The following is a 20,051-nucleotide window of genomic DNA, read 5'->3' as shown; positions in this document are numbered from 1 at the left end:
GCCGGGTCCTCGGCTGGGCAAGCACAGCCGAGGATGGTGCCAAAATGTCAGTCACCACGCAGCAGGGCAGCAACACCGGTCCGGGCGATTTCGATTAGCCCCAGAGGGCGCATCAGGTCAGCAAACGCATCGATCTTGTCCGGCGCGCCGGTGATTTCAAAAATGAATGAATTCAGCGTGCTATCGACCACATTGGCGCGGAATATGTCGGCCAGACGCAACGCCTCGACCCGTTTGTCTCCTTCGCCGACAACCTTGATGATCGCCAGCTCGCGCTCGACCGAGGCGCCTTCCACGGTCAGATCATGGACATCGCGAACCGAGACGATGCGCCCGAGCTGTGCCTTGATCTGTTCGATGACCTGCGGGGTGCCGGTGGTAACAATAGTGATGCGGCTCAGGTGGCCTGTATGATCCACCTCGGCGACCGTGAGGCTTTCGATGTTATAGCCGCGGCCCGAGAACAGTCCGATCACCCGCGCCAGAACGCCCGGTTCGTTTTCAACCAGAACCGCAATTGTATGCTGTTCCTGAACGTCCGAGAAAGTTGGGCGTAGGTTGTAAGCAGAATGGCGAGTTGCGCCTTTTTTGATTTGTAGGGCAGACATTTACGTCCCTTTCATCATCTTTCGATGGCCGGGCACCGAAGCGCCCGACAAAATTCGTCGAATTTTGTTAAACCAGTACCGAGCCTTTGCTATCGATCACGCCCTGCGTTTCGGCCTCGCCCAGCAGCATTTCGTTATGGGCTTTGCCTGATGGGATCATCGGGAAGCAGTTTTCGTGCTTTTCGACAACGCAGTCAAAGATCACAGGGCCGTCATAGTTGATCATCTCCATGATCGCGTCGTCCAGATCTGCTGGGTCGGAACACAGGATACCCTTGGCACCAAAGGCCTCGGCGAGTTTGACGAAATCAGGCAGTGCTTCGGACCAGCTGTGCGAATAGCGTTCGCCATGCAGCAGCTCCTGCCATTGGCGCACCATGCCAAGGCGTTCATTGTTCAGGATAAACTGCTTCACCGGCAAGCGGTACTGTGCTGCGGTGCCCATTTCCTGCATGTTCATCAACCACGACGCTTCACCTGCCACGTTGATGACCAGCGCATCGGGATGCGCCATCTGCACACCGATCGAGGCGGGGAAACCATAGCCCATTGTGCCCAGACCACCCGATGTCATCCAGCGGTTTGGATCTTCAAAGCCGAGATACTGAGCCGCCCACATCTGATGTTGTCCAACCTCAGTCGTGACGTATCGATCGTGGTTCTTTGTCAGCTCTTCAAGCCGTTGCAGCGCGTATTGCGGCTTGATGGTTTTCTCGCTGTTGGTGAAGGCAAGGCAGTTAACTTTGCGCCACTCGTTGATCTGGTCCTGCCACTGTTTGATATTGGCAGCATCTGTTTTGCGACCGCGTGCCTTCCAGACTTTCAGAATATCCTCAAGCACATGGGCAACATCGCCAACGATAGGGATGTCCACCCGGATCACCTTGTTGATTGAGGATGGGTCGATATCCACATGGGCCTTGATCGAGTTCGGCGAGAACGCATCGATACGGCCGGTGATACGGTCGTCAAAGCGCGCGCCGATATTGATCATCAGATCGCAATCATGCATCGCCATGTTGGCCTCGTAGAGCCCATGCATCCCCAGCATACCGATCCAGTTTTCACCCGAGGCCGGATAAGCCCCAAGCCCCATCAGGGTCGAGGTGATCGGGAAGCCGGTTGCGTCTACAAGCTCGCGCAACAGCTGGCTGGCTGCAGGGCCCGAATTGATGACACCGCCGCCAGTGTAGAAGACCGGTTTCTTCGCGGTCTCGATTGCCGCAACCAGTTCGGTGATTTCTTCCAGATCGCCCTTCAATACTGGCTGATAGTGGGAGGTTGACGGTTTTGGCGTCGTGTATTCACCCGAGGCAAACTGAACGTCCTTCGGAATGTCGACCAGCACGGGGCCGGGACGACCCGCGGTTGCCACGTGGAAGGCTTCATGCATTGTTGCCGCCAGCGAGTCCGTATCCTTCACCAGCCAGTTGTGCTTGGTGCAGGGGCGGGTGATGCCTACGGTGTCCGCTTCCTGAAAGGCATCAGAGCCAATCATGAAGGTCGGAACCTGACCGGTCAGAACAACGATCGGAATCGAATCCAGCAACGCATCGGTCAGGCCGGTCACCGCATTTGTCGCACCGGGACCGGATGTGACCAAGGCAACGCCCGGCTTGCCGGTTGAGCGGGCATAGCCTTCAGCGGCATGTACCGCACCCTGCTCATGCCGTACCAGAATGTGGCGAATGTCGTTTTGCAGAAAAATCTCATCATAGATCGGTAGGACGGCGCCACCGGGGTATCCGAAAACTGTGTCCACGCCCTGATCCTTGAGGGCCTGAACTACCATCTTTGCGCCGGTCATCTCACGTGTCATCTGCTTTGCTCCGTTCGCGACATGTGTCTTGCGTGTTGCCAAAAAAAAGCCCCCGAGATTTTCGGAGGCGCATGGGTTCGATTATGGTTTACCGTTACCGGCCCATGCGCGTGTTTCCTACGATTACGACTAGCGCTTTCATCGCCAGAGGCTCCTTCTTTGCGTGCAGGGACATTATGTTTGAGGGGAAGGGGCGTCAACAGGCAAATACAAAAATATTGTAAGTCAGTGTTCATATTTTTTGTTACTTTATTGCGCAAAATGACGCAGCTCGAGAAACATCCGTGAAATTTGGGTGAAATTTGGGTGAAATTTTGAGTGCATGACCATACGTGCGGCTGGTCTGATTGCGTCAGGTCCATGTCTGAAACAGACCAGAGCAACCCCCGATGCTGAGGCAGGCTGATGAAAACAGCACTACATCGGGAGGTCAGACATGTTGCACGATCTTGTAGATTTAGGGCGATATCCGATCGATCGGCCTGACTCCTATGGATATAGGCAGTTGATCGCGGACCTGCGGCGGGATCTGGATGCTGATGGATGTGCAGTCCTGCCGTCCTTTGTGCATGAAGAGGGATTGGAAAGACTGATTGCCGAGGCCGACGAGGTCGCTCCCAAGGCGCATCGGTCATTCAATCGCACGAACGCCTATTTCACTCAGGACGACCCGAGCTTTGGTATCGGGCATCCGATCCGGCGGTTTTTTGACCGGTCCAATGCCTTTGTGCCAGCGGATAATTTTATAGCCACAAGCCCTTTGCGACGTATTTATGAGTATGAAGGTTTCATGCCCTTCATCCGCGAGGCGCTGAATGAGCCAGAGGATCGGTTCTTTAGATATGACGATCCGTTGGCGGACGTGATCATCAATGTAGTCGAGAAGGGAGGCGGCTTTCCGTGGCATTTTGACACCAATAATTACACTGTGACGCTGGCAATTCAGAATGGCGAAGCAGGTGGCGCGTTCGAATACGCTCCCAACCTACGAACCAGTGAAGACGAAAATTTCAAAGGCGTCGCTGCGATTTTAGATGGCAGCAGTAGGGGTGTGCACCAACTGGAACTGCAACCAGGAGACCTGCAGATTTTCAAAGGACGTTATGCCTTGCACCGGGTTGCTCCGGTCGAAGGTGATCGCAAACGCTATGTCGGAATTTTTTCATTTGTAGAAACCGAAGGGATGTGCGGCGGGGTTGAGCGTACACGGCAACTTTATGGTCGGGTTTTGCCCCATCATTACGCGCGTGCTGGGCTTCGGGATGACGAATTGCTGGATTGAGTTAAGCGAGAGGCTAGACTGGCCACTATATTATCTGCGGAGAAACCATTAATGTCGCAAATACTGCAACTCACACCATTTGTTCTTTGTTCGTCTTTGGAAGCGCAGATTGAGTTTTATTGCAAGAAGCTGCGATTTACGTGCAATTTCAGGCAGGAGAACTATGCGTTTCTAAGGTTGGATCAAGTTGCCATTCGTTTATTGGAATGCCCGCCGCGATCGGATGGTAAACCATTGGGTGATAACCAATCCTTCTATATTGATGTCGACGGAATTGATGAGCTTTATGAAGAGATGAAAGGGCGGCTGGCCGATTTGCCAGAAGGCCGCGTGCGCCCGCCTTTCGATCAGCCCTATCAACAGCGCGAATTTCATGTGATCGACTAAGATGGAACGCTGATCTTCTTTGGTCAGGACATTCGCCCCAGGTAACCGGGCAAAGCTCCCGCCCGTTATCAACGCGCCATTCAGCGCGCCTTTTCCGGTTGGGTCGGGCAGCGCGTATCGCGCTGCGGTCAGAGCCCCGGGCTGGTGCCCTGCAGAACGCCGTGTTCCAGCGCATAGCGGGTCAGACCGGCAGTCGAAGAGATCCCCAGTTTACGTTTGATATTCTTACGGTGAGTTTCGACCGTGCGGACAGAAATATCCAGAGACTGCGCGACTTCTTTGTTGGATTTGCCCTGCGCGAGCTCCAGCAAGATGGTCTGTTCGCGCCCGGTTAGCGCTTCACGCGTGTCACCCTCTTTCGGTTCCAAAGAACCTCTGGCACCGGTGCAGAGATAGCGCTCGCCACGCATCACCGCGTCGATAGCTTGCTTGATTTCTTCGGTTGGAACGTCCTTGAGGATATAGCCCTTGGCTCCGTGACTGAGCGCCGTCGAGATATATTCGGGACTGTCGTGCATTGATAGGATCAGAATGCGGGTTTCAGGCAGGCGTTCCAAGATAATCTCAGTGGCGTTGAGCCCGCTGAGACCAGGCATGTTGAGATCCATCAGGATCACGTCTGGTTCGAGCTGGGTCGCCTGATCAACCGCCTCTTGCCCGTTCGAGAGCGTGCCAACCACGTCTATTTCATCAAAGCTTTCCAGTAGTGACTGAATGCCTTCGGCGACCATGGGATGATCGTCGACTATAAGTACACGGGTGGTCGTGTCGGACATCAGAGACCGGCCTTTCGTTTTGGCGTTGGATCTTCCTGCGGCGGCAGCATATGGCTGAGTGGCAGGCTGACTTCAATCACAGTGCCGCTTTGTCCGCCGCGAGAGGAGAGGATACGCAGGCTGCCGTCAAGCTGCTCAATCCGCTCTTGCATGTTGCGCAATCCGATCCCGGCGCTGACTTGACCGGGTTCGCTACGCAATCCGCGGCCATTGTCGGTGATCCGCATCGTGGCGCCTTTCTTATGACCCCGCAGATCTATGGTAACACGTGTCGCGCCTGAGTGGCGCTCGATATTGGTCAGGGCTTCCTGTGCAATCCTATAAAGGGCGATCTTGCTGTCCTGATCCAGCCGGTTACGGAACACGACTGTCGAAAACTCGGTCTCGATCCCGGTGCGTTCGCTGAAGTCGTCTGTTAGTGCTTTTAGGGCAGGCCCAAGACCCAGATCGTCCAGAACGCCGGGGCGCAGATCGCGGCTAATACGGCGGACTTCGGTGATGGCGGTGGCCAGATTATCGATACCTGTTTGCAGCGGAGCTTGCGCGGCTGCGTCGTCTCCGCGGCCCAACCGTCGACGGGCATTGTCCAGCGCATAACGGACGCCGACCAGTATTTGGCTGATGCCATCGTGCAATTCACGGGCAACGCGCCCGCGCTCTTCCTCTTGGGTATCAAGCACGCGCTGGGTTAGTTCCTTGAGTTTGGCGTCGGCCAATCTGCGTTCGCGGAAATTCAGCAACATTCCGGATGCAAAGACGATCAGTACGGCTGCAAGAACGATACCCCCGATATAAAGGAATGTGCGCTGCACGCGCGCCTCGACCTCGGCGCGGGCGTTGGCCACGGTGGCGACGATATCGTCGATGAAAACGCCTGTGCCCACCACCCAGCGCCAATCCTGAAGGCCGACGACATAGGCGATCATCTGCGCCTCTTCCCCGGTTGAAGGTTTTTGCCACATAAAGCTGTGCCATCCTGCGCCTTGGCGGGCGAGGCTTATGAACTCATCCACAATGGGCGTGCCATCACTATCCGTTAGGCCAACCCAGTTGCGGTTGATAAACTCGGTCTGGCGCGGGCTGACCAGATTGTTGCCGTCATAATCGTACACGAAGAAGAACCCGTCTTTGCCGTAGATCATCGCCGACAGGATTTGCGTGACCAGGTTCTTTGCCACCTCGTCATCGGGCGAGGCGCGACCGTAGATATAGGCAAACCCGTTGCGCGCTTGTGTGACGTAGTTGCGCAGTTCGTCCTTCTTGGCTTCGATCAGGCGGCGTTCAAGCGCTTGTATCTCGCTTTCAGCGGTTGCGCGGGATTCATATGCGACGACCAAGGCGATCGCCGCCACCGCCGCAATCAGTGGGATTGCAGCGACAAGCGACAATTTCTGCGCGTAAGTCAGCGAGATGAGATTCCGGAAACCTCTCATGATCGAATCGATACGCAAGCCGCAGCGAAATTGCAAAAAGATTGGTTGATCAGTGACCTCAGGCAACGCGATTTAGCGCTGGGCACGCGAAATCAGCCCGAATTGCGCCCTCAAATCCAAAAAAATCTGACTGGCTACGTAGTAGTAGGTATTCACATTCATGTGTGCGGAACTAGGCTAACGCGCACTGGAAACGATCGACCCGGCATCACCCGGGGAATGAATATGAAGGGGAGGATCACTCATATGGATCGTCGTAAGTTTCTAAAAACATCAGCACTGGGCGGCTCGGCCGCTGCAGCCACCACGCTGGCAGCGCCCGCCTATGCGCAGGGCAAGCGCACGCTGACCATGGTTACCTCGTGGGGCCGTGGCCTTGCGGGTGTGTTTGACAGCGCGCAGCGCTGCGCCGACAGCATCACCACGATGTCGGATGGCGACCTGAACGTTGAAATCAAAGCAGCCGGTGAATTGGTTGGTGCTTTCGAAGTATTTGACGCGGTATCGTCCGGTCAGGCTGATATGTACCACGCGGCAGACTACTACTTTGTGGGTCAGCACCCGGGCTATGCCTTCTTCACCGCTGTTCCGTTCGGCATGACCGCGCAGGAACTGGTGAACTGGTATTACCATGCCGGCGGCATGGAGCTGCATGATGAGCTGGGCGAAATCTTCGGCCTGAAATCCTTCCTGGCCGGTAATACTGGCGCGCAGGCAGGTGGCTGGTACTCGAAAGAGATCAACAGTCCCGAAGACTTTAACGGCTTGAAGTTCCGTATGCCGGGTCTGGGCGGTAAGGCGCTGGGCAAGCTGGGTGCCTCGGTTCAGAACATTCCGGGTTCGGAAGTGTATCAGGCGCTGTCGTCCGGTGCGATTGACGGAACCGAGTGGATCGGTCCTTGGGCTGACGAAAAAGCGGGCTTCCAGGAAATCACCAAGACCTACTACACCGCAGGCTTCCATGAGCCGGGTGCGGGTCTGTCGTTGGCCACTAACCGCGAGGTTTATGACAGCCTGTCCGCTGCGCAGCAGAAGATCATCGAGATCGCAGCAGCCGAATGCCACCAGTGGAACCTGGCACAATTCCTGGCCAACAACGGTGCCGCGCTGGCGCGCCTGCAAGCCGGTGGCGTCAAGGTCATGGAATTCCCTGACAGTGTTTGGGACGCATTTGGTGCAGCCAGCCAGGAAGTTCTGGACGAGAACATGGGTGACGAGCTGTTCAAGCGCATCCACGACAGCGCCATGGCGTCGATGGCTGAGTCCTCGGCATGGAACAACCTGTCGTCGGGTGTTTACACCGCACAACGCGACCGCGTTCGCGGCTAAGTAAACCGCTCAATGCAATCGGTTCCCCCGTAAAGGCGGGGGAGCCTTTCCCGTTGCACATAAGCGGTTCGGACATGCCGCAATAATCAAACGTGCAACCGATACGACCTGAGGACAACATGCAGGACGAAAACGGTATCTCGTTCTTCGGCGCCCTGTGGAATGGACTGATATGGTTCATTCAGAACATTGCCGAAGCCTTCTATAATTTCGGATACGCCATCACGCATCCGCAGCTCTGGCTGAACTGGTCGGACAAAGAAGCGATCATGCGCTTTGTCTATTACGGCGGGTCTGTCGAGTTCTTCTTCGTGATCTTCGCGCTGTTTCTGGTGCTGACGGCCATAGGGCTCTACTACCGGAACTTTATGTGGGGGATGGTGCGCGGGCTTGAAGGTTTCGCAAACACCACGGGCCGTTTCTTTGCCTGGGCAGGACTGCTGATGGTGATCCAGCAGATCGTGATCGTATTCATGCAGCGGGTGTTCACGCGGCCAGATATGTCCTTTGGTTTGGGTATCCCTTTTCAGATGGATATCAGTTGGTTTGCCGAAGAACTTAAACTTTATAACGCGATGGTCGTCTGCCTGTGCTGCACCTACACATTCGTGCAAGGCGGTCACGTCCGCGTTGACCTGATTTATGCGGGTATCAGCCACAAGGCCAAACGCGTCGTTGATATGTGCGGGGCGGTTCTGTTCATGATGCCCATGGCCGTGCTGACCTGGATGTATGGCTGGTACTTCATGTGGCGGCACCTGATCGTGCCGAAACCCTCGGCCAGTGATACACTGGACCGGTTGCTGGCCAAGTCCCGCGCGCTGCGCTGGAACGTTGAAACCATCGGGTTCAGCCCCAATGGGTTCAACGCCTATTTCCTGTTCAAAATCCTACTGGTGGCCTTTGCCGCCATGGTGTTCCTGCACGCGATTGCGTTCCTGTATCGCTCGTATCTGGAATACGTGGAAGGGCCGGAAAGTGAAGGAAAATACCTCGACAAGGACAGCCTTGGCGAGGGTGAAGAAGCCTATGAAGGCGCGCATTAGGGACGGAGAACCAGACAATGCTATTCGGACTTGATGGCGTCGAAATAGGCCTCATTATCGTATTCTTCTGCCTGTTTGGTGGAATTCTTAGCGGCTTTCCGGTGGCTTTTGCTATCGGTGGGGCCGGGGTGATTTCCTTCGGGATAATCGCCGCATTAGACAGCGCCGGGCTGTTGATCCACCAAGCGATCGACACCGGTTCGCAAGCCTACCGCGACGTGGTGAATTCGGGTGTCAAACCTGACGTGATATCCGTGTTCCGATACCCGGATTTGCCAAGGATCGCCGAGCCGGTCTTTGTACAAGGCTGGGAAACCGCGCTGGACCGGAACGTCTCTTTCATCGTGAACCGTATGAACGAACGTGTTCTGGCCGGGCAATCGATTGAAACCCTGCTAGCGGTGCTGATGTTCGTCCTGATGGGCATCACGCTGGAGCGGTCGAAGATCGCGAATGACCTGCTGACCACAATGGCACGCGTCTTCGGGCCCTTGCCCGGTGGCCTTGCGGTCTCGATTGTGGTCGTGGGTGCATTCCTTGCGGCTTCGACCGGTATCGTGGGCGCGACTGTGGTGACCATGGGCTTGTTGGCCCTGCCCACCATGTTGCGGAACAACTATTCGCCGGAACTGGCGACGGGTGTGATCGCGGCCTCGGGTACGTTGGGGCAGATCATTCCACCGTCCATCGTGATCGTTCTTCTTGGAACGTTGGCCGGTGACCTCTATTCGACCGCGCAGGAAACGCGAGCGGTCGAGGCCGGGTGTACCGACGCGCTGACCTATCTGGGCGAGCCTGCGGTCGTTTCGGTGGGCACATTGTTCCAGGCGGCGCTGCTGCCAGGTATCATGCTGGCGCTGCTATATGCGCTCTATGCCTTTGGTTATGCACTGTTGAACCCGGAAAAGGCCCCTGCGGTTGAGCTGTCGGGCGGTTCGGGTGAAACCATCACGCGCTCGGAAGGTCTGACTTGGCTGCTGGGTGCTCCGGTTGCTCTGATCGTTGGCGCTGTGCTGCTGGGCAGTGCGGGCGTGATCGGAAGCCAGAATGTCTCAGTCTCGGCATTCTCGGATATCGGGCAGGGCGCATCACTGCGCACAAACGTCTCGGAAGAGTGTCAGGCTTCGATGATCGAACTGCATGGTCAATCCGCCTGGGATCAGGCGGTGGCCGAGCAGGAAGCGATCGATGAGGCAGGAGGTGCGGCTGAATCCCAACGTCTGAGCGAAGAGGAACTTGCGGCTGCACAAAAGGCCAAGATCGCTGCCGCTGCACCGATAGGAAACGGTGTTGCCGTTATTGTGGTTCTGCTGGGGCTCACGTTGGTACTGGGACGCGGGATTGCTCCATCGCGGTCGCCGCAGCCTCTGATCGTCGGGGCTATCGGCTTGTTGCTGATGCTGCTGGTCGATGTGCTGCTGATTGCGCCGACAACGTCGTCCGGGGCGACGTTCTTGTTGCTGGCGATACCCTTCGCGTTTGCCATGTATGGCTGCAAAGAGGCGGCCGCACGATGCGCCACTAATGATCTGATCAGGGTGGTGTTCCCGCCGCTGGTCCTGATCATCGCGGTGCTGGGATCGATCCTTGGCGGTGTCACCAACCCCACGCCCGCAGCGGCACTGGGGGCGGGTGGGGCTATCATGCTGGCGGCCTATCGCAAGCTGCAGGATCAGGGTAGGTCGGGCAAGGTGATCATATGGTCGACCTTTGCAGTGATCATTGCGCTGCTGATGGGCGTGAACTTTGATCTGCGTATCAATCAGGGCGGTGTCACGGTCGAAAGCTGGATTGCCTTCATCATTGCCTATTCCGCTTATCTTTACGCGCTGTTCGGGCTGTTGTTCGCATGTTGGGTGCTGTTCTCGAGCGGGGTGCTGACACCTGTAGTGCGCGAGACGGCTAAGGTGACCTCGATGGTCTTTACCATCCTGATCGGATCGCAACTGCTGAACCTGGTGGTGATCTCGTTCGGAGGCGAGCACTATATCCAGCAATTCCTCAAGAGCTTCGACAATGAATTCACAGTCTTCCTGATTGTGATGCTGGTGTTGTTTTTCCTGGGCTTCGTTCTGGATTTCCTTGAGATCATTTACATCGTGATCCCAATCGTGGGACCGGTGATCTATGGCGGGTCATTCGATCCGAAATGGGTGACGATCATGGTTGCGGTGAACCTTCAGACCTCGTTCCTGACGCCACCTTTCGGGTTTGCGCTGTTCTATCTACGCGGGGTTGCGCCCAAAGAGGTCACAACCGGCCACATCTATCGTGGCATCATACCGTTTGTGATCATTCAGGTGGTGGGTATCGCGATCTTGTGGTTCTTCCCCTCGATCGTCACCATTGTGCCCGATCTGATACCAAGCTGATTGAGGCGATTTATGTCCAAGGGAAAGGGGGCTTCGATGCCCCCTTTGCTTTATGCAACTGTGAAGGGGATCAGGTGAACTGGATCAGGTCCCAGCGATTGCCGAAGGGGTCACGCCAGACCGCTACGGTACCGTAGGGATCGTAGCGAGGCGGTTCTTCAAAATGAACGCCGTTGACGCGCATGTTTTCGTAGTCCCGATTGAAATCATCTGTTTCAAGGAAGAAGCCGACACGGCCCCCTGTCTGGTTCCCGATGCACGAGCGCTGGACGCCATTCGCAGCCCTGGCAAGCAACAGCGTACCCCCGGATGATCCCGGAGGCGCGACGCGCACCCAACGTTTGCCACCACCCAGATCTATATCCTGGAGCAGCGAGAAGCTCAGCACATTGGTGTAGAACGCAATCGCATCATCGTAATCCGGCACTACAAGAGTGACCGCGTGAAGGCTCTGCCTCATTGCAGGTTAGCCTTTCGTCGGATGTCTGTCAGGCAGTTGGATATTGGCCACTTGCTCGGCAATGGGGGCCGATGACAGAGGGTGGTGCGCTGTCTGGGCGTATTGTTCCGGGTCTTCAATCTGCTTCCATTCGCCTCGAATATAGGCCTGAAGCCCCGAAAATTTGGCTTTATAGTCCATCTTGGGACTGCCGGGGACCCAATATCCCAGATAGATGTAAGGCAATCCGGCCTCGCGCGCGATCTCAATATGGTCGAGGATCATATACGTACCCAGAGAGTGTTGCTGAAACTGTGGATCGTAGAATGAGTAGACCATGCTCAACCCGTCATCCAGCACATCGGTCAGACTGACTGCGATCAATTCGTCTGTATCGGGATCGGCATATTCCACTACGCGGCTGCGGATCGGGGTTTCCTCGATCATCGCGGCAAATTCAAACACATCCATATCGGCCATACCGCCATCAGCATGGCGAGCATCGAGATAGCGCCGGAATAGGTCGAATTGCTCATCCGTGGCCCACGGCGATGTGGCACGCCGATTCAGGTAGGAATTGCGCCGATAGGTCCGTTTCTGGCTTTTGCTGGGGCGAAAGCTTGAAACATCGATGCGCGCTGACAGGCAGGCGGCGCAATCGGTGCAGGACGGACGATAAAGCACATTCTGCGAACGGCGAAATCCTTGTTGCGACAAGCAATTATTCAGCTGGTCCGCGCCTTCTCCCTGAAGGGCGGTGAACAGTTTGCGCTCCATTCTGCCCTCAAGATAAGGGCAGGGTTGGGGTGCCGTCACATAGAATTGTGGCGCGATTGGCAGCGTGTGTCGCATGAAGGTCCCGCATTTCCTCGGGACCGATGATAGCAACGGTTTTTGGTGTCGCCAAGTGTCTCACTCAGGTGTTTAGTCAGGCGCGTTGATTGATCATCACGGTGCCAAGGAAGGCATCGGTAAGGCCCTGACACCGGGCGCTGGTCATCATCATGATAACCGAGATGATCTGCAGTACCGGAAACGCCATGCTAACGAAATAGCCTGCCGTGTGTGCTATGGCTTTGCCTGTATCCATCCGGGCACCAAACGCATCACGCAACTCGATCCCCATGAAGCGCATCCCCAACGTGGCCGAGCCATTCGCGATAGTGACAACGCGGTAGACGAAGCTAACCACGGCATAGATCAGGGCCAGGATGAAAAAACCCATGCCAAAGGTCAGCAGAATTGCAACTGTACACAGCAGCGAGATGAAGGCGATGTCGAACAGCCAAGCAAAGAAGCGTTTGGTCGCCACGGATTGATAAAATTCGGGCTGGCTGTCGGGATCAGGCAGGTGAGTCATAGAGTGCGGTCCGGAAGTTTGTCAGAAACACCCTGTCCCGACAGGCGGGACAGGGCAAGTTCAGATCAGACGGGTTTATTGCCATCGTCTGCGTCGTCGCGATTGTCGCGGGCGCGTTCGTCCATGAACTCGTCGAATTCGGCCTTATCCTTGGCTTCTCGCAGGCGGTGCAGGAAGGCCTCAAAGTCCTTCTGTTCACGCTCGAGTCGCGCCAGCGTGTCAGCCTTATACGCGTCAAATGCGCTGTTGCCCGAAGGTTTCATTGCGCTCATGTGACTGTTCCACGATGAACGACGGCTGCAGGATTTGCTGAACATGCGTTTGCTCCAGATCATATAGGCAAGGAAGGCAAGGCCGATCGGCCAGAAGAAGATAAAGCCAAGGACCATTGCGGCGATCCAGGCGCCTTTGCCCTTGCTGTCAAGCCAAGCTTCGCTTCGGTGCAGCCACCCCGGGTTTTGGGGAACGGCGTGGTCGGACAATGCGGTCATTTTGCTCTCTCCAGTTAGGATGTAAATTCTCTTCACATTTCCTAGATGGGAGGGGTCGATCGGCAATGCAAGGGGTGTATGTGAAAAAGATTTACATTAGCTCAGAAACGGGTTCGTTTCGTTAAAAAAGGCCTTTGTAAATAATAGGGGTGGCGATCGCTTCTGTTCCCGTACTTCAGCCGAGTATGTGCGTGCAATGCGAATTAACGCCCGATTAAGATCGCTTAATATTCAACCTCTTCGCTAGTGATCCAGGTTTATGTGCATACATAACGCTGAGCTTGGATTTGCAGGGAGGCTATAAAATGATTGCTGGGAATACATCGCGTTGGCAGCCTTTGCTGGGTGATGAGTTCATCCTACCGATCGAACCTCAGTTGGTTACAGACACTTATGGTGCGGGTGATCGGCCCCTGGGTCACGATGAACTCTTCCAATATGAAATCGCCACCGATCCGGGTTGTATTGCGCAAGATACTTCGCTGGATGTCAGCGCAAGCTCAGTGGGTCAGAATAAGGTCCCGTTTCGAAACCTCGACCCTTATGATCTGACTGGTAAAGACGATCTGCCCAACATCACACTTCATGAGCTACACGGTGGGCATGTATCCTCGGAGGTTGGTGTCTATCACGGGGCCGGAATTGATGGGGCGGAATTCGATCTTTTGCTGACGGGATACCAAATGGCGTCCGATAACAGCACGACGCAAATATCTGAGCTGTATCATGAACAAATTGTCGAACTTGAGTTCGCACATCAGAATGGTCAGTTTGTGCCGGCAGGTTATCAAACCTATTCAAGCTTTGGATTTGAGGGGCAGTATACGGATCAGTCGGTTCAGTTTTACCATTTGTTCATCGAAGCAGAGCGTGAAGAGAGCTTTCAGACCCAAATGCTCTTTGGAAGTGAAGATCCGGTCCTAACGTCTTATGGCTATCATGAAGTTCTTGCGATTGCAGGAGAGGCGTTTCAAAAACGGAATCGCCGATTTTTCATTCAGTCTCCAGTATTCGATCGAATTTCAAATGAATACTTATGGTCAGTACGAGCTGCTTGCCGAAGTCGCGTTTGAGGGGCAGATAAACTATTTGAATGCCCAGACGCGGGAGTTTCAGTTTTACGATTATGTGCCTATCGTGTTTCGCGATCTTGAAAGCTTGGAATTTCCTCCCTTTTCAGATCAGCTTGCTGATCAATTAGCCATGTTTCAATACAGCATGGGTGAGGCCTGGGATGGGTTGGCGCAATTGAACGATCAGCTTGAGGCGGTGTTCGTGAAGATGCGCGAAGATGGACATTATGACGCGTGGGACCAGATCGGGCAGGGGCCTGATAACCCGTACAATTTCGATTTGCCGCCGCCTGATCTGTGGCTATAACGAATTGGCCAAAGCTTAATCGATCCAAGTGTTTGCCTTGGCTGTATCTGATATTCATCGGTCACAAGACATAGGCATATGGAAAACGACGAGAACACCAACCCTCCAACCCTTGATGAAATTCTATTGTTGGAAAAGCAGGTGTGGGAGGCGTTGGTCGATGGCAACGCTCAAGCTGACCGCGCGCTATTGTGCGCGGATTTTCTGGGCGTTTATCCGAGCGGTTTTGCAAATCGCGATGATCATGTCGGGCAATTTGCCGATGCGCCGACGATGGCACAGTATGAACTCAGCGACACCAGACTGCGTGTTTTGTCGGCGGACATAGTTTTGCTCTCGTACCGCGCAGATTATCGGCGACCCGACAGAGAAGAATGGGAAGCGATGCTGATCTCATCACTTTGGGAGCGGCGGCATGACGTTTGGGTCAACAGCTTCAGCCAGGACACCCCTTTGGATAAAGCATGAGTGACGCTCTCGCCATAAACCGTCTACCGCGTGCATTTCATGCCGAACTAGGGCAGGAAACACGTGCTGCACTGCCCGATCTGACGACCGAACAGGGTGAGTTGATCGCAGGAACTGCTGGCTCCAGCCCCTATCTTAAGGGATTGATCGACCAAGAACGGGATTGGCTGCCGCAAGCGCTGCAGCGACCAGACCAGTCATTCGCGGATGTGATGGAGGCGACTCGGAAGCTGCCATCGGATAAGTTGAAACCCGGATTACGGCAAGCAAAACGGCGCATGGCATTGCTGACGGCCCTCGCAGATCTGGCGGGTGCGTGGCCGTTGGAAAAAGTGACTGCTGCGCTGACCGATTTCGGAGCGCTGGCCACCGATGTGGCAGCGAAGGCCGAGATCGCAGCTCTAATTCGGCGTGGAAAGCTGCCGGGCATGACTGAAGACGATGTCGAAACCGCTGCCGGTATGGTCATTCTGGCGATGGGCAAGATGGGTGCGCACGAGCTGAACTATAGCTCGGATATCGACCTGATCGTGATGTTCGATGAAACACGTTTCGACCCTGATGATTTTTACGAGGCCCGGCAGGGAATGGTTCGCGCCACGCGTAACTTTTGTGCGACGCTCAGCGACAAAACGGCGGATGGATATGTATTCCGCACTGATCTGCGCCTGCGCCCTGACCCGGCAGTCACGCCTGTGTGTCTGGCGATGGAAGCGGCTGAGCGGTACTACGAAAGCCTTGGACGCACGTGGGAGCGCGCGGCCTATATCAAGGCGCGACCTTGTGCCGGGGATATCGCGGCGGGGCAGAGGTTTTTGGATGCGTTGCGCCCGTTCGTCTGGCGCCGGCACTTGGATTTTGCCGCGATTCAAGACGCTCATGACATGCGTCTGCGCATTCGCGAGAATAAGGGAACTGGTGGCAGCCTCTCGATTCCAGGTCATGATATGAAGCTGGGGCAGGGCGGTATACGCGAGATTGAGTTCTTTACTCAGACCCGCCAACTGATCGCAGGAGGCCGCGACCCTGACCTGCGGGTGCGGGGAACCGTGCCTGGTTTGGCGGCGCTGGCGTCGAAAGGCTGGGTGCCCGAGGATGTCACCGTAAAACTAACGGATCATTACCGCGCCCATCGCGAGGTCGAGCATCGCATCCAAATGGTACATGATGCTCAAACCCATAAAGTTCCAAACTCAGAAGACGGGATCGAACGGGTTGCCTGCCTGATGGGCATCAGTAGCGACGAACTGACTGCCGATCTGACCCGCCGCCTGACCGAAGTGCACGAATTGACTGAAGGGTTCTTTGCCCCCGGACCGGGCGCGCAGCCTGCGCAGCTACAAGAGTTCGAATTCGACAAGGGTGTTCTGGCCCGCTGGCCCACCTACCCGGCGCTTCGGTCTCAGCGGGGGGCTCGGATATTCGAGCGGCTAAGGCCCGAGCTTTTATCGCGACTGGCAAAGACCGCGAAACCCGAAGAAGCGTTGCTTGCGTTGGACGGGTTTCTGTCTGGATTGCCAGCCGGGGTGCAGCTGTTTTCACTGTTTGAGGCGAATCCGCAACTGATCGATCTGCTGGTCGATATCGTCGGTACATCTCACGCTCTTGCCACCCATCTTTCGCGCAATGCCTCTGTTTTTGACGCGGTGATAGGCGGAAGTTTCTTCAGCGACTGGCCGGGGCTGACTACGTTGCGGGCCGATCTTTCACGGGCCCTGACAGAAGAAGACGACTATGAAACGCAGCTGGATTTTGCGCGTCGCTGGTGCAAGGAATGGCACTTTCGCATCGGCGTGCATCATCTGCGCGGATTGATCAACGGGGCGCAGGCCGGGCGGCAATATGCTGAACTTGCGCAGGCCGTTATCGCGGCGGTGCTGCCTTGCGTTGTCGAGCAGTTTGCCAAAAAGCACGGCCCTGCGCCGGGGCGTGGCGCCGCGGTTCTGGGCATGGGATCGCTTGGGGCAGGGCGCATCAACTCGCAATCCGATCTGGACATGATTGTCATCTACGACCCACAGGATCAGGACATGTCTGATGGCCCCCGCCCGCTGGCCACGCGGACATATTACGCTCGGTTTACCCAAGCCCTGATAACAGCGCTCAGCGCGCCGATGTCGCAGGGGCGTCTTTATGAGGTCGACATGCGCCTTCGACCTTCGGGCAATCAGGGGCCAGTAGCCACCAGTTGGGGCAGCTTCACCAACTACCAGCAGAATGAAGCCTGGGTGTGGGAACACCTGGCGCTGACCCGAGCCCATGTTGTTGCGGGCGATGCTGAGCTGGCGGAGGATATCGAGACCTTTCGCGCTGAATTCCTGTCGCAACCACGCGATAGGGACATGGTTCTGAAAGAGGTTGCCGAAATGCGAGCCCGGCTTGCTGCCGCCAAAGCACCCGCCGGAGTGTGGGACGCCAAGAACGGACCGGGCCGCATGATGGATATCGAATTGTTGGCTGAAACTGGAGCTTTGATGGCGGGGCTTTCTCAGCGCGACGTGGCTTCGGGTCTTGACGGCGCTGTCGCAGCCGCGTTGCTGGATGTCGCGCAGGCACAAACCCTCAGGGACTGTTACGACTTATGCTGGTCGGTGCAATGCGCAGCGCGGCTGCTGTCGGGAAAAGTGATTGAGGCCGATAAGATTGGCGAGGGAGGCACAGCCTTCCTGTGCCGGGCCACCGGGTTCGATCAGGTCGAGCAGCTGCAATCTGCCTTGAAGGACAGTTACAGTAGGGCCGCCCAGTTGATCAGCGGCGTGGTTGGGGAGATTGAAGATGGCACGCAATGATGATCCGAACGACCATAAAGGTCTGATCCGCGAAGCTTATCGGATTGAAGGCATCACCTTGCCTGAATGCCGCAGCATTTTTCTGGACTGGGCGCTGAGCCTGCCTGTAGACCGCGATCAGAAACAGGCCGTGAGCTCTCTGCATTCGATTTACTCGGCTCAGGCAGAAGACCACCCAATGACGCAGGTACTGGCCGAAGGGCTGCAAACTGCCCAAGCGCCCAAGCGGCGTGGCGGCTGGCGCAATCGCAACCGCTAACAGGGCTTTTACCCCTGCGTATTCGCGACTATGAGGGCGCCATGACAAATTCATCCGAACGCCCCCGTATCCGTTTGAAACCCAAGGCCAACGCGCGTGGCCTTCGCCATGGGTTTCCATGGGTCTATGCCAATGACATCGTGACCGACCGCCGGACTCGAAAAATCGAAGCCGGAGCATTGGCTGTGCTCGAAGATGATAAACGCGCACCCATCGCTCTGGTCACAGTAAACCCGGCCTCGAAGATCATGTGCCGGGTGCTGGATCGCGATATCGGGACACAGCTGACCGCGGATTGGTTCGAAACGCGACTTCGCCATGCGCTTGAGATGCGCGAAAACTTGTTTGATGCCCCATGCTACCGTCTGATCCATGCTGAGGCGGATGGGTTTCCGGGTGTCATCATCGACCGCTTCGGAGATGCCTGCGTGATCCAGCCAAACGCCGCATGGGCCGAGGCGCATCTCGATGCGCTGACCGACGCGCTGGTCAAAGTCACCGGGGTATCTACGGTGTTGAAAAATGCCTCGGGCCGCACGCGCGGTTTGGAAGGGCTGGACGATCTCAGCCTGGCCCTCCGCGGCACTGCGCCCGAGGCACCGCTGCCGGTGCCCATGAACGGTGCAACATATATGGCCGACCTGACGGGCGGGCAGAAAACCGGCCTGTTTTATGACCAGCGCCCCAATCATGCGTTTGCCGCCAAGTTGGTTCACCCCGGTGCGCGTGTACTGGATGTTTTTAGTCATGTCGGTGGATTCGGCTTGGCCATGCTGGCGGGCGGCGCGGCACACGCCGTGTCGGTTGATGGATCGGCGGCGGCTTTGGAATTGGCGGCAAAGGGCGCTGAGGTATCAGGGTTTGCCGACCGTTTTCAGACCCGTCAAGGGGATGCCTTCGATGTGCTGGCCAAGCTGGGGGAAGAGGGTGCAGAATTCGACGTTGTAATCTGCGATCCTCCAGCCTTTGCACCCTCGAAACAGGCGCTGGACGCAGGCTTGCGCGCGTATGAGCGCATCGCACGTCTGGCAGCACCGCTGGTCAAGCCCGGCGGTTACCTTGGCCTCTGCTCCTGTTCTCATGCCGCCGATTTGGGACGCTTCCGTGATGCGTCTTCGCGCGGGATCGGACGCGCAGGGAGACGAGCCCAACTGATCCATACCGGATTTGCGGGCCCTGACCACCCGCAACTGCCGCAACTAGCCGAAAGCGGTTACCTCAAAGCTGTGTTTTACCGGCTGTGAAAGCGGTTCTGGATACCTGCGTCATCTATCCAACGGTGATGCGAGAAATGTTGCTGGGCGCCGCCAAGCTTGGCCATTTTACACCTGTCTGGTCCGCGCGCATCTTGGAAGAATGGGCCCGCGCGGCGCGCAAACTCGGCCCGGAGGGCGAGGTACAGGCACGTGCCGAAATCGCATTGGTTCAGGCAAATTGGCCAGATGCCGAGCATCCTGCCGCACCCGGAGCAGAGCAACGTCTATGGCTGCCGGATGCGGCAGATATCCATGTTCTGGCAACAGCAGTCACAAGCTCGTCGGATGCCATAGTCACCGTCAACGCCAAAGACTTTCCAAAAAACATCCTTGCCGAAGAAGGGCTTGATCGGCGCGACCCCGATGGGTTGCTGCACGGTTTCTGGCTTTCGGATCCAGAAGGCATGTCGCAAATCGCTACCAGCGTTCTGTCAGTCGCCAACCGCCTATCGGGCGATAACTGGACATTACGCGCACTGATGAAGAAAGTACGGCTGCCAAGACTAGGCAAAGCGCTCGCCGACTGACGCAGGATTTTCTTCATCTGGCCAAAAATA

The 20,051-nt window shown here is 56.2% G+C and carries 20 protein-coding genes; 12 read left to right on the top strand and 8 right to left on the bottom strand.

Features of this window, described 5'->3' with window-relative positions:
* Positions 1-47: 47 nt before the first annotated feature.
* Positions 48-608, bottom strand: coding sequence for an acetolactate synthase small subunit (gene ilvN, locus ACRZ91_RS04950; protein WP_010442156.1), 561 nt, complete (start codon positions 606-608; stop codon positions 48-50).
* A 67-nt stretch (positions 609-675) separates the two neighbouring features.
* Positions 676-2,427: an acetolactate synthase 3 large subunit gene (locus ACRZ91_RS04945; RefSeq protein WP_170472161.1), complete on the bottom strand. Its 1,752-nt coding sequence runs from the start codon at positions 2,425-2,427 to the stop codon at positions 676-678.
* A gap of 436 nt (positions 2,428-2,863) precedes the next feature.
* On the opposite strand from ACRZ91_RS04945, the gene ACRZ91_RS04940 reads away from it, so the two are divergent.
* Together ACRZ91_RS04940 and ACRZ91_RS04935 are read left to right on the top strand one after the other, a co-directional pair.
* Positions 2,864-3,709 (top strand): HalD/BesD family halogenase, encoded by an 846-nt coding sequence (locus tag ACRZ91_RS04940; RefSeq protein ID WP_480903032.1) that lies wholly within the window; start codon positions 2,864-2,866, stop codon positions 3,707-3,709.
* A gap of 51 nt (positions 3,710-3,760) precedes the next feature.
* Positions 3,761-4,096 (top strand): bleomycin resistance protein, encoded by a 336-nt coding sequence (locus ACRZ91_RS04935; RefSeq protein WP_480903029.1) that lies wholly within the window; start codon positions 3,761-3,763, stop codon positions 4,094-4,096.
* 128 nt (positions 4,097-4,224) lie between these two features.
* Here the strand turns inward: ACRZ91_RS04935 and ACRZ91_RS04930 are convergent, their stop codons facing one another.
* Both ACRZ91_RS04930 and ACRZ91_RS04925 read right to left on the bottom strand, forming a co-directional pair.
* Positions 4,225-4,872 (bottom strand): response regulator transcription factor, encoded by a 648-nt coding sequence (locus ACRZ91_RS04930; protein ID WP_010442161.1) that lies wholly within the window; start codon positions 4,870-4,872, stop codon positions 4,225-4,227.
* Positions 4,872-6,305 (bottom strand): cache domain-containing protein, encoded by a 1,434-nt coding sequence (locus ACRZ91_RS04925; RefSeq protein WP_029622026.1) that lies wholly within the window; start codon positions 6,303-6,305, stop codon positions 4,872-4,874. Before ACRZ91_RS04925 ends, ACRZ91_RS04930 begins: the two co-directional genes overlap by 1 nt.
* Before the next feature lie 246 nt (positions 6,306-6,551).
* Between ACRZ91_RS04925 and ACRZ91_RS04920 the strand changes: the two genes are divergently transcribed.
* From ACRZ91_RS04920 to ACRZ91_RS04910, 3 genes are all read left to right on the top strand, one after another.
* Positions 6,552-7,634: a TRAP transporter substrate-binding protein gene (locus ACRZ91_RS04920; RefSeq protein ID WP_170473331.1), complete on the top strand. Its 1,083-nt coding sequence runs from the start codon at positions 6,552-6,554 to the stop codon at positions 7,632-7,634.
* A 119-nt stretch (positions 7,635-7,753) separates the two neighbouring features.
* Positions 7,754-8,680: a TRAP transporter small permease subunit gene (locus ACRZ91_RS04915; RefSeq protein WP_319544782.1), complete on the top strand. Its 927-nt coding sequence runs from the start codon at positions 7,754-7,756 to the stop codon at positions 8,678-8,680.
* 17 nt (positions 8,681-8,697) lie between these two features.
* Positions 8,698-11,052, top strand: a complete 2,355-nt coding sequence (locus ACRZ91_RS04910) for a TRAP transporter large permease subunit (protein WP_480903026.1) — start codon at positions 8,698-8,700, stop codon at positions 11,050-11,052.
* 70 nt (positions 11,053-11,122) lie between these two features.
* Here the strand turns inward: ACRZ91_RS04910 and ACRZ91_RS04905 are convergent, their stop codons facing one another.
* From ACRZ91_RS04905 to ACRZ91_RS04890, 4 genes are all read right to left on the bottom strand, one after another.
* On the bottom strand, positions 11,123-11,512 hold the full coding sequence (locus tag ACRZ91_RS04905) for a VOC family protein (protein ID WP_480903024.1): 390 nt from the start codon (positions 11,510-11,512) through the stop codon (positions 11,123-11,125).
* 6 nt (positions 11,513-11,518) lie between these two features.
* On the bottom strand, positions 11,519-12,343 hold the full coding sequence (locus ACRZ91_RS04900) for an arginyltransferase (RefSeq protein WP_170779962.1): 825 nt from the start codon (positions 12,341-12,343) through the stop codon (positions 11,519-11,521).
* A gap of 76 nt (positions 12,344-12,419) precedes the next feature.
* The gene (locus tag ACRZ91_RS04895) at positions 12,420-12,851 is read right to left on the bottom strand and encodes an RDD family protein (RefSeq protein ID WP_010442168.1); all 432 of its coding nucleotides are present in this window, start codon (positions 12,849-12,851) and stop codon (positions 12,420-12,422) included.
* A gap of 65 nt (positions 12,852-12,916) precedes the next feature.
* Complete coding sequence (locus tag ACRZ91_RS04890; RefSeq protein WP_170540470.1) at positions 12,917-13,342, bottom strand: DUF2852 domain-containing protein; 426 nt, start codon at positions 13,340-13,342, stop codon at positions 12,917-12,919.
* Between the two features lie 305 nt (positions 13,343-13,647).
* Between ACRZ91_RS04890 and ACRZ91_RS04885 the strand changes: the two genes are divergently transcribed.
* From ACRZ91_RS04885 to ACRZ91_RS04855, 7 genes are all read left to right on the top strand, one after another.
* Positions 13,648-14,415: a hypothetical protein gene (locus ACRZ91_RS04885; RefSeq protein WP_480903021.1), complete on the top strand. Its 768-nt coding sequence runs from the start codon at positions 13,648-13,650 to the stop codon at positions 14,413-14,415.
* A 130-nt stretch (positions 14,416-14,545) separates the two neighbouring features.
* Positions 14,546-14,722 carry a hypothetical protein gene (locus ACRZ91_RS04880; RefSeq protein WP_480903020.1) on the top strand — a complete coding sequence of 59 codons (177 nt, stop codon included), beginning with the start codon at positions 14,546-14,548 and terminating at the stop codon, positions 14,720-14,722.
* A 78-nt stretch (positions 14,723-14,800) separates the two neighbouring features.
* Positions 14,801-15,190 (top strand): nuclear transport factor 2 family protein, encoded by a 390-nt coding sequence (locus ACRZ91_RS04875; protein ID WP_170540464.1) that lies wholly within the window; start codon positions 14,801-14,803, stop codon positions 15,188-15,190.
* Entirely contained in the window at positions 15,187-17,979 is a 2,793-nt protein-coding gene (locus ACRZ91_RS04870) for a [protein-PII] uridylyltransferase family protein (RefSeq protein ID WP_480903017.1), read from the top strand. The genes ACRZ91_RS04875 and ACRZ91_RS04870 overlap by 4 nt, the downstream gene beginning before the upstream one ends.
* A complete protein-coding gene (locus tag ACRZ91_RS04865; protein ID WP_170773279.1) occupies positions 17,966-18,238 on the top strand; it encodes a hypothetical protein in 273 nt (90 codons plus the stop codon). The genes ACRZ91_RS04870 and ACRZ91_RS04865 overlap by 14 nt, the downstream gene beginning before the upstream one ends.
* Before the next feature lie 41 nt (positions 18,239-18,279).
* Positions 18,280-19,482: an RSP_2647 family RNA methyltransferase gene (locus tag ACRZ91_RS04860; RefSeq protein ID WP_480903015.1), complete on the top strand. Its 1,203-nt coding sequence runs from the start codon at positions 18,280-18,282 to the stop codon at positions 19,480-19,482.
* Complete coding sequence (locus ACRZ91_RS04855; RefSeq protein WP_480655248.1) at positions 19,479-20,021, top strand: RSP_2648 family PIN domain-containing protein; 543 nt, start codon at positions 19,479-19,481, stop codon at positions 20,019-20,021. Before ACRZ91_RS04860 ends, ACRZ91_RS04855 begins: the two co-directional genes overlap by 4 nt.
* Positions 20,022-20,051: the final 30 nt, after the last annotated feature.

Source organism: Ruegeria sp. O11 (assembly GCF_056535285.1).
The sequence above is the reverse complement of the archived record's forward strand: the minus strand, read 5'-3'. Positions and strand labels throughout refer to the sequence as shown.

Bases quoted from the DNA above. Each gene is read 5' to 3' on its own strand.
- ilvN (WP_010442156.1), bottom strand. From the start codon at position 608: ATGTCTGCCCTACAAATCAAAAAAGGCGCAACTCGCCATTCTGCTTAC.
- ACRZ91_RS04945 (WP_170472161.1), bottom strand. From the start codon at position 2,427: ATGACACGTGAGATGACCGGCGCAAAGATGGTAGTTCAGGCCCTCAAG.
- ACRZ91_RS04940 (WP_480903032.1), top strand. From the start codon at position 2,864: ATGTTGCACGATCTTGTAGATTTAGGGCGATATCCGATCGATCGGCCT.
- ACRZ91_RS04935 (WP_480903029.1), top strand. From the start codon at position 3,761: ATGTCGCAAATACTGCAACTCACACCATTTGTTCTTTGTTCGTCTTTG.
- ACRZ91_RS04930 (WP_010442161.1), bottom strand. From the start codon at position 4,872: ATGTCCGACACGACCACCCGTGTACTTATAGTCGACGATCATCCCATG.
- ACRZ91_RS04925 (WP_029622026.1), bottom strand. From the start codon at position 6,305: ATGAGAGGTTTCCGGAATCTCATCTCGCTGACTTACGCGCAGAAATTG.
- ACRZ91_RS04920 (WP_170473331.1), top strand. From the start codon at position 6,552: ATGGATCGTCGTAAGTTTCTAAAAACATCAGCACTGGGCGGCTCGGCC.
- ACRZ91_RS04915 (WP_319544782.1), top strand. From the start codon at position 7,754: ATGCAGGACGAAAACGGTATCTCGTTCTTCGGCGCCCTGTGGAATGGA.
- ACRZ91_RS04910 (WP_480903026.1), top strand. From the start codon at position 8,698: ATGCTATTCGGACTTGATGGCGTCGAAATAGGCCTCATTATCGTATTC.
- ACRZ91_RS04905 (WP_480903024.1), bottom strand. From the start codon at position 11,512: ATGAGGCAGAGCCTTCACGCGGTCACTCTTGTAGTGCCGGATTACGAT.
- ACRZ91_RS04900 (WP_170779962.1), bottom strand. From the start codon at position 12,343: ATGCGACACACGCTGCCAATCGCGCCACAATTCTATGTGACGGCACCC.
- ACRZ91_RS04895 (WP_010442168.1), bottom strand. From the start codon at position 12,851: ATGACTCACCTGCCTGATCCCGACAGCCAGCCCGAATTTTATCAATCC.
- ACRZ91_RS04890 (WP_170540470.1), bottom strand. From the start codon at position 13,342: ATGACCGCATTGTCCGACCACGCCGTTCCCCAAAACCCGGGGTGGCTG.
- ACRZ91_RS04885 (WP_480903021.1), top strand. From the start codon at position 13,648: ATGATTGCTGGGAATACATCGCGTTGGCAGCCTTTGCTGGGTGATGAG.
- ACRZ91_RS04880 (WP_480903020.1), top strand. From the start codon at position 14,546: ATGTTTCAATACAGCATGGGTGAGGCCTGGGATGGGTTGGCGCAATTG.
- ACRZ91_RS04875 (WP_170540464.1), top strand. From the start codon at position 14,801: ATGGAAAACGACGAGAACACCAACCCTCCAACCCTTGATGAAATTCTA.
- ACRZ91_RS04870 (WP_480903017.1), top strand. From the start codon at position 15,187: ATGAGTGACGCTCTCGCCATAAACCGTCTACCGCGTGCATTTCATGCC.
- ACRZ91_RS04865 (WP_170773279.1), top strand. From the start codon at position 17,966: ATGGCACGCAATGATGATCCGAACGACCATAAAGGTCTGATCCGCGAA.
- ACRZ91_RS04860 (WP_480903015.1), top strand. From the start codon at position 18,280: ATGACAAATTCATCCGAACGCCCCCGTATCCGTTTGAAACCCAAGGCC.